This is a genomic window from Verrucomicrobiota bacterium (assembly GCA_034440155.1).
Classification (GTDB): Bacteria; Verrucomicrobiota; Verrucomicrobiia; order JAWXBN01; family JAWXBN01; genus JAWXBN01.
This window is the reverse complement of sequence record JAWXBN010000129.1, coordinates 1-7,212: the sequence shown is the minus strand read 5'-3', so window position 1 is coordinate 7,212 and position 7,212 is coordinate 1. Positions and strand designations below refer to the sequence as shown.

The 7,212-nt window shown below is 44.1% G+C and carries 10 protein-coding genes; 7 read left to right on the top strand and 3 right to left on the bottom strand.

Translation table 11 applies throughout. The annotated features are described in order from the left end of the window. Positions 1 to 205: hypothetical protein (locus SGI98_13095; GenBank protein MDZ4744339.1), on the top strand; the 205-nt coding region annotated here is incomplete at its 5' end. Between the two features lie 234 nt (positions 206 to 439). Further along, a complete protein-coding gene (locus SGI98_13090) occupies positions 440 to 925 on the top strand; it encodes a hypothetical protein (GenBank protein ID MDZ4744338.1) in 486 nt (161 codons plus the stop codon). A gap of 74 nt (positions 926 to 999) precedes the next feature. On the opposite strand, the gene SGI98_13085 is transcribed toward SGI98_13090, so the two are convergent. Then, entirely contained in the window at positions 1,000 to 2,106 is a 1,107-nt protein-coding gene (locus SGI98_13085; GenBank protein MDZ4744337.1) for a class I SAM-dependent RNA methyltransferase, read from the bottom strand. Positions 2,107 to 2,190: 84 nt separating this feature from the next. Next, complete coding sequence (locus SGI98_13080; GenBank protein MDZ4744336.1) at positions 2,191 to 2,991, bottom strand: outer membrane beta-barrel protein; 801 nt, start codon at positions 2,989 to 2,991, stop codon at positions 2,191 to 2,193. A 177-nt stretch (positions 2,992 to 3,168) separates the two neighbouring features. On the opposite strand from SGI98_13080, the gene trpA reads away from it, so the two are divergent. The 5 genes from trpA to SGI98_13055 all read left to right on the top strand — a co-directional run bounded on the left by trpA (position 3,169) and on the right by SGI98_13055 (position 5,810). Further along, entirely contained in the window at positions 3,169 to 3,978 is an 810-nt protein-coding gene (trpA, locus tag SGI98_13075) for a tryptophan synthase subunit alpha (protein MDZ4744335.1), read from the top strand. Between the two features lie 7 nt (positions 3,979 to 3,985). Beyond that, positions 3,986 to 4,408 carry a Holliday junction resolvase RuvX gene (gene ruvX / locus SGI98_13070; protein MDZ4744334.1) on the top strand — a complete coding sequence of 141 codons (423 nt, stop codon included), beginning with the start codon at positions 3,986 to 3,988 and terminating at the stop codon, positions 4,406 to 4,408. A 69-nt stretch (positions 4,409 to 4,477) separates the two neighbouring features. Beyond that, positions 4,478 to 4,729 carry a DNA-directed RNA polymerase subunit omega gene (locus SGI98_13065; GenBank protein ID MDZ4744333.1) on the top strand — a complete coding sequence of 84 codons (252 nt, stop codon included), beginning with the start codon at positions 4,478 to 4,480 and terminating at the stop codon, positions 4,727 to 4,729. 71 nt (positions 4,730 to 4,800) lie between these two features. Further along, on the top strand, positions 4,801 to 5,262 hold the full coding sequence (gene smpB / locus SGI98_13060) for an SsrA-binding protein SmpB (protein MDZ4744332.1): 462 nt from the start codon (positions 4,801 to 4,803) through the stop codon (positions 5,260 to 5,262). 68 nt (positions 5,263 to 5,330) lie between these two features. Further along, positions 5,331 to 5,810: an Lrp/AsnC family transcriptional regulator gene (locus tag SGI98_13055; protein ID MDZ4744331.1), complete on the top strand. Its 480-nt coding sequence runs from the start codon at positions 5,331 to 5,333 to the stop codon at positions 5,808 to 5,810. A 5-nt stretch (positions 5,811 to 5,815) separates the two neighbouring features. Here SGI98_13055 and SGI98_13050 read toward each other — a convergent pair. Beyond that, on the bottom strand, positions 5,816 to 7,212 hold a 1,397-nt coding region (locus tag SGI98_13050; GenBank protein ID MDZ4744330.1), incomplete at its 5' end, for an ATP-binding protein.

Sequence of the window (7,212 nt, the reverse complement as noted above, 5' to 3'; positions counted from 1 at the left end):
TAAAAAAATTAATAATATGAACCAGGTTTTGATCAGGATGAGAATTTTATATCCAGAAGGGGGGGCTGGAAGTAAATATTATATAATAACTTTTGAAGGTAAAAACTCAAAGGGGTTACCCTTAATTAATCCTGATTTAATCATTTTCTGTGATAATATAAAACCTGGAATGATTTCTGATTTTGCGTATGAAACTAAAGAGTAATATAAAAACGGCACACGGATTACTGCCGTGTGCGTCAGAGGATTAGGAAAGCGATATTACTGAATAATAAGCTAGTTTTCTGCGGGCGGAACGGCGTTGTTTTTTAGTTTGTTTCCCTTGAGTTTTGCATTGCTCGGAATGCGATTTACTCCGGGGGTTTGGGGCAGGACCCCCACATTATTTATTCAACGGTGTCCAACATTCCTTCAAATATTTCGATGAGGGAATGTCTTGTTGGGGCAAGAATCCCCTGACGGACAAATAATCAGGATATGTCCGAAGGATACCTCGAATCCGTCTAAGAAATGGTTGGTTTTTATCGATTCAAGGGTTTGGGGGAGTCATTATGGGCATGCCATGCGGGAGCTGGCCGAGTTACACCATTTAGAGCTGCTTATTTGTACGGATAAAAAACTGGGGAAATTTGAAGGGCTCGACCGAGTGATCATCTCGGGTGGGCATATTGATCAACTCCCGGCAATCTTGGAAAGTTATCAGGCGGCTGATTATTTGGTGATTATCCCCTCCTTGGCACCTCCCCCATCTGCGGTCGAGCATCCGAGGTTCCAAAAGGTTAAGGTTATCCTCCCAGGGATGGATCCGCTTTTGTGTCAGGAATGGCAAAGTAAGGTGTCGGGCCCCGACCAGCTACTCATTCTCCCCGGCATCGAACAAAATATCATGTGGGCATGGCAAGAGGTAAAAGATTCTTTAAAGTAAGGGGGGGAGGTTATACGAAGTGCTCACGCAAATCTTGCCTTCCTCCCTATAATCAGTCTTTGTTTTTCAGCGTTTCAAGAAGTCCGCACTAAATGAGCCACGCACTCGATGTGGGAGGTTTGGGGGAACATGTCGATGGGGGTGATCGAGAGGAGTTCGAATTTCGGATGCAGTCTTTGGATGTCGCGGGCGAGGGTGGACGGGTTACAAGATACGTAGATGATTTCTTGGGGCGGGAGAATTTGGAGGATTTCAATGACCCGGGGTTCGCAGCCGGTCCTTGGAGGGTCTAGGATGAGTGTGACGTTATTTTTCTGATGTGGGGCCAAGACATCGTGGAGGACGGATTCCACAGCACCGGCAATAAACTCGATATTTTTAGTCGATTCCTGATTTTTCCGTGCGAGGGCTGCTGAGATTGCTCTTGGCTCTAGCTCGATCCCTACGACTTTCAAAAAACGCGGGGAGAATTCGAAAGTGAAAAATCCCGCACCACAATACGTATCGATGAGTGTATCCCCCGTGCCCGGGAGCAAATTACCGACCAAGGAAAGCAGTCCGGGCAGTATCTGCGTATTTGTCTGGTAGAAGGCCTGTGGGGCGAGGGTATGAGCCTCACCAGGCAAGTTGCGGAAGGCGTGATCACCTTCGGGTGGGTCATTCTTCAGGAGGAATGCCGATAATTTCGTATTCACTCCCTCATCCGCCAGTGGGCAATCCTGGATTGTTACGATTTTTGAACCAGAAGTATCCAGAAAACCGGTTAAGCCCCCGCGGGTATGCACCGTGATTTTATTCCGGTAATGATAAACCAGCGGGGATAAAATCATTTTTTTTACCGGTGGAGCAGGGATTTTTCCGATCCTTTCGAGGCAATCAGTGACTTGTTTGGTCTTTAGTGCAATTTGCTCTGGATAATCAATATGCTGGTATTGGCATCCGCCACAGGAACCAAATACTTTACATTTTGGGGTGATCCTGTGGGGGGAAGGGATTAAAACCTCGAGCAAATTGCCCCGGAGTATCCCTTTTTTTTCGGAGATGATTTTGATTTTAACGGTTTCACCCGTGATGACAAATGGGATGAAAACGACCTGCCCATTGATCCGTCCGACACCATCCCCTCCGAAAGCCATGTCGGTAATGACGATATCATGAATTTGTCCGTTGAGTTTGGCCATAAGAGCAAAAAGAAGTTTAATTTCAGGTAATAAAAAAGCCCTCTTACGATAAGAGGGCTTTAGGAAAATGGGGTGATTTAAGCATTAAAAATGGTAGCTGACACCAAAACGGAGCTGGTTACTGAACAGATTTTCGAGCTCGAGGTTTCCGCCTGTGGCCCCAATATTATAACCGTAAGTTGTTTGAGGAACCCAATAAAAAGCGTATTCACTCATCACAGCCCAACGGGGAAGGAAGAAGTATTCCACACCGACTTTAGCAATCAGTCCGATACCGAGCTTGCTTGAATCGGCTTGTACATTTAGTCCATTGATCGTGGATGGGGCATTCAAATACTGGAGGTCTAAAGTAGGACCAGCACCGATCCAATAACGAACCCTGTTTTCTAGGGTATTAAATGATAGAAGTGCGACAGGAGAAAACATGAAATTTTCGGTAGTATTCTGATATTGCTGATAATTCATGACATCTTGTTTGAAATAAGAGAAGTCAAACTCAAAGGCTAAATTTGGACCACCAGGCATATCACCCAAGAGTCCGGGGATAATATAACCAGCCTTAGCAAAGGGGGCGTAGGTGATCTCACCCGTGCTGTCTTTTACCCCAGCAGTACCGGGCGAGTTATTAGCATTATAAAGTCCATCATTAAAATTCCCAGCAGCAGCAATACCCATAGAAATATAAAAGCCGGTTTTGGCCTCACGAACCGTCATTTTATTTTCCGGCGTCCGAGGGTTATAGTAATAACCGTCTTGGGCATTGTATTTGTATTCACCAGCAGTCGGTGCAGCTTGAAGAGGTTGGACAGATGGAATAGCCTGTTGGGCAAAAGCAACTGTTGCGCTTGAAGCTAAACCGATGATTAATGTTACAATCTGTTTCATACAAAAGGTCACCCTTATTAAAATTTGATTTAACATTACTGATTCGGGATACTCTATCAAGTAAATTTTTCCATTAAGTGAAGAAAGTCAACACTCAGCCTCTTATTTCACACAAAAATACAAAAAAATTACTTAAATTGGCTTGTCGCAATGACTTTCAGGCTTAGAAATGGGTGAATGTCTAACAGGATTGACCTCACTTTTGAAAAATTAAGAAAAGAACACAAAAAAGGATTTATTGCCTATATAACGGCAGGCGATCCTGATTTGGAGTCGAGTTTTCAAGTGGCAGATGTCCTTGAAAAAGCGGGCGTAGATCTATTGGAACTGGGTATTCCATTTTCTGATCCGCTCGCTGATGGCATAGTGATTCAACAAGCGGCTCAACGGGCACTTGAGGCTGGGGCGAGTCTTCCTAAGATTCTCGATGGAATTCGGCAGTTTCGCAAGAGGTCTGAAATTCCTCTCGTACTTTTTACTTATTTTAATCCTGTGTACAAAATGGGGTTGGAAAAACTGATTATTGAGGCCGCAGCAGTGGGTGTGGATGGTATTTTACTTTTGGATTTGCCTCCCGAAGAAGCTGACTCCGCAGCCATCCTGATGAAAAAACATGGACTCAAACAAATCAGTCTTATTGCCCCGACTACTCCCGAAGAGAGGATTTCGCTTATTTGCCGTAATGCTTCGGGATTCATCTATTATATTTCACGTGAAGGTGTAACGGGCATGCAGCAGACTGTGGCATCTAGTCTGACCGAAAGAACCGAGTTAATCCGGAGTCATACGGCATTACCGATTGCAGTTGGTTTCGGGGTATCCGATAGTAAACAGGCAGCTGAAATCGCAGGGGTATCTGATGCGGTCGTCGTGGGGAGTGCTATAGTCAACGAGGTGGCCAAACACTCTAAGTCCCCGGATTTTCTTACTCAGATAGAGGAATTTGTCCGGCCCTTATCGGATGCAATCAAATCAGTAAAAGGATAAAAAGATTATGAGACTAATGGCTTTGGATTATGGTACAGCCCGTGTGGGTGTCGCGGTGAGTGATGAATTGGCGATGATGGCGTTGCCTTTGGAGGCGATTCGCGCCAAACCTTTGGACAGTTTTTTTCTCCGTCTCAAAGAAATCATTGCTGAAAAGGAAATCGGGTTGATCGTGGTGGGAATGCCCCGGAATATGGATGGCAGTTATGGTTTCGCCACCGAGAAGGCCCGCGAATTTATCGAAATGATTAAATCTAAGCTGGCCATGCCGGTGGAAGCTTGGGATGAACGTCTCACGACGGCTGCCGCGCACCGGATGTTTGCTGATGCAGGAATCAAAGCCAAAAACCGGAAGGATAAGATTGATTCCGTTGCTGCACAAAATATTTTACAATCTTATTTGGATGCTCAAGCTTTCAAGAAACTTTAAGAAAAACAGCTTGCTGGAAAGGGGGATTCTTGGTTTTATCGTTTATTCGGTTAACCCCTATATTCACACATGAGAAATTTGCAATTCGAAGAAATCATCAAAGAACGCCCTGACCTGACACCGGAAATTTTGGTTAATGCCATCAGCCAGAGGGTCAGACAGTTAAATTCCGGATCACGCCCGCTCGTGTTTTCGACCAGTAAATCCTACGCAGAGATCGCTTTGCAGGAAATTATGGAAAAAAAACTGATTCTCACAGAGTCACACGACGAAGAGGGTGAGCTACCGGGGTTACGACTCCCAAAGGGCAAAAAGAAGTAACTTTTTAAAGACTTTTTGATTAAAGTGGAGCGCCGGTCGACGAAAGATAAAAGTCACCAGGCGCTTTTTTTATGGATGGAGCCATTACAGAAAACAGAAAAGCTAGACATGACTATCTGATATTGGATACTTATGAGGCAGGGCTTGTGCTTAAAGGAACTGAGGTAAAGTCGATTCGTGAAGGGCAGGTGAATATCTCGGATGCGGTTGCCCGGATTGAGCAAGGAGAGGTTTTTTTATATAACTGTGATATTCAACCCTATGCAAAGGGGAATTTAAACAACCATACCCCTAAACGTGCGCGCAAATTGCTCCTGAATGCCCGTGAGATTACCAAGCTTTTCACCCAGTCTGCCATTAAAGGAAACCGATTGGTCGCTCTCAGACTTTATTGGAAACAAAACCGGATCAAAGTCGCGCTCGCTGTCGCCAAGTCTAAAACAAAAGGTGATAAAAGGGAGACTCTGAAAGACAAGGCTGTCCAGAGGGATACTCAGAGGGTGACCTCGGCGTTTAAACGTAAGCATGAGTAAAAGCGGGGGTAAGGAAGAGCGGTATGGATTGACTTGGCAAATGGGACGGTGCCCGTTTAGATCAACCCATGGATACTTTATTGAAGTTGCTCGAAAAAGATTCGTTAGTACATCCCGATACACTTGCAAAGATTCTTAATATCAAAACGGATGAGGTTTACCGTCAACTCCAACAACTCAAAAAAGACAAGAAGCTACTCGCCTTTAAGGCGATCCTGAGTGAGGACGTTAAAAAAGATGAAAAAGTCGAAGCGATTATCGAAGTGAGACTAACTCCAGAAAGGGATGGGGGATTTAACCATCTGGCGGAGAGGATTAGTAAATTTGATGAAGTGACATCTTGTTATCTGGTCAGTGGTGGTTATGACCTGCTTGTTTTTGTGGAGGGACGCTCATTACAGCAAGTCGCACTTTTTGTTTCTGAAAAGCTTTCGACATTGGGGGGAGTACTTTCTACATCCACCCATTTCCGGCTGAAAACTTATAAAGAACATGGTGTCATGATGCACATTGAGCTAGATGAAGAGCGCCCAGCAGTCAGTCCTTAAAGAAATTATTGAATCGAGGGCTTGAAATGTTTGGGGTCTGAAAGCTCCAATAGTGCCTTAATAAGATTCACCGAGGTAAAAGGCTTCATCACGCATGGTCGGTTAGATTTATCGACAAATTGTTTTGTTTGCAGATTTACCAAGTCACCCGTGATAAAGATGAGTTTCTTTTTGTTTTCATCCGAAAGGGAATGGAATATGTCCATGCCACTGGGTAAGGGCATTTTAATATCACAGAAGACCACATCGAAGTCATGATTCTTGATATATTGCAGGGCTTCCCCTCCATCAGCAAATATACTGACCTGATGGCCCTTATTCTCTAGTGCTTCCTTGATAAAATTCAAAATCCCCGTCTCATCATCGATAACAACTATTTTGTGGGGAGGTAGTGAAGGTAACTCTGTTTCCTCCGTGTCGATAACCATGGGAGTCCCCTCCGAATCAATGGGCAGATCAATAATAAAGATTGTTCCTTTATTTGCTTCGCTTTGGCAAGTAATCGTTCCCCCATGGGCAGTGATGATCCCGTAAGTGATGGAAAGTCCGAGGCCTGTTCCTTTGCCGACCGTTTTTGTAGTGAAGAAGGGATTAAAAATCTTTTTTAAATGTTCAGCAGGAATCCCCGGGCCATTATCCTCAAAAACAATCCGGACAAAACGATCATTAATGATGTCGGTATGGATACGGATGGAGCCTGGTTTGTTTTCCGAGGCGATAGCTTGTTGGCTATTCTGAATGAGGTTAAAAATCACTTGTTGAATCTGATAATAATCAACCAATATGGACGGGATTTGAGCATTATAGTATTTATCGATTTCAATATTACTGACCTTGATCTGGTAATTCCAAAGCTCCAAAGTCTGTTCGATTAATTCATTGATGATCACAGGGACTTTTTCTGGGAGGTGAGACCTTGAGAAAATAAGCAGGTTTTTAACAATACGCGCTGCCCGGTGTGCCTCGTGAAGGATTAATTTAGAAGACTTTTGGGATTTTACGAGGTCTTTGCTTAATCCGAGTAATTCCGATTGCCCCATAATTGTGGTGAGAGGGTTGTTTATTTCATGGGCGACACCCGCGATCATCTCACCTAATGCCGCTAATTTATCGGACTGGATCAGTTGAACCTCGATGGCCCTTTGCTCTGTCATATTCCGCAAGAAAAAGAGCCATGCAAAATGGCCATTATTGATGGTAGGCGTAATATTTAAGACAAAAGTCTGGTCTTCTTTGATATCTTTAAACTCAACGAAATTGCCTGTTTTTGTAGATTCATTCACTTCAAACCGTTTAATCCTGCTGTCATTCCCTTCATAGGTAATGGAGAGTAGGTCTGACAAGGAAATGCCAATGAGCTGTTCCCGGGGCACATCGATTAAATCAATAAATGCTTTATTAC

What these genes read in the sequence shown, in the direction of transcription:
- smpB (MDZ4744332.1), top strand. Translation starts at nt 4,801, where the DNA reads ATGGATGGAGCCATTACAGAAAACAGAAAAGCTAGACATGACTATCTG.
- SGI98_13080 (MDZ4744336.1), bottom strand. Translation starts at nt 2,991, where the DNA reads ATGAAACAGATTGTAACATTAATCATCGGTTTAGCTTCAAGCGCAACA.
- trpA (MDZ4744335.1), top strand. Translation starts at nt 3,169, where the DNA reads ATGTCTAACAGGATTGACCTCACTTTTGAAAAATTAAGAAAAGAACAC.
- SGI98_13065 (MDZ4744333.1), top strand. Translation starts at nt 4,478, where the DNA reads ATGAGAAATTTGCAATTCGAAGAAATCATCAAAGAACGCCCTGACCTG.
- SGI98_13055 (MDZ4744331.1), top strand. Translation starts at nt 5,331, where the DNA reads ATGGATACTTTATTGAAGTTGCTCGAAAAAGATTCGTTAGTACATCCC.
- ruvX (MDZ4744334.1), top strand. Translation starts at nt 3,986, where the DNA reads ATGAGACTAATGGCTTTGGATTATGGTACAGCCCGTGTGGGTGTCGCG.
- SGI98_13085 (MDZ4744337.1), bottom strand. Translation starts at nt 2,106, where the DNA reads ATGGCCAAACTCAACGGACAAATTCATGATATCGTCATTACCGACATG.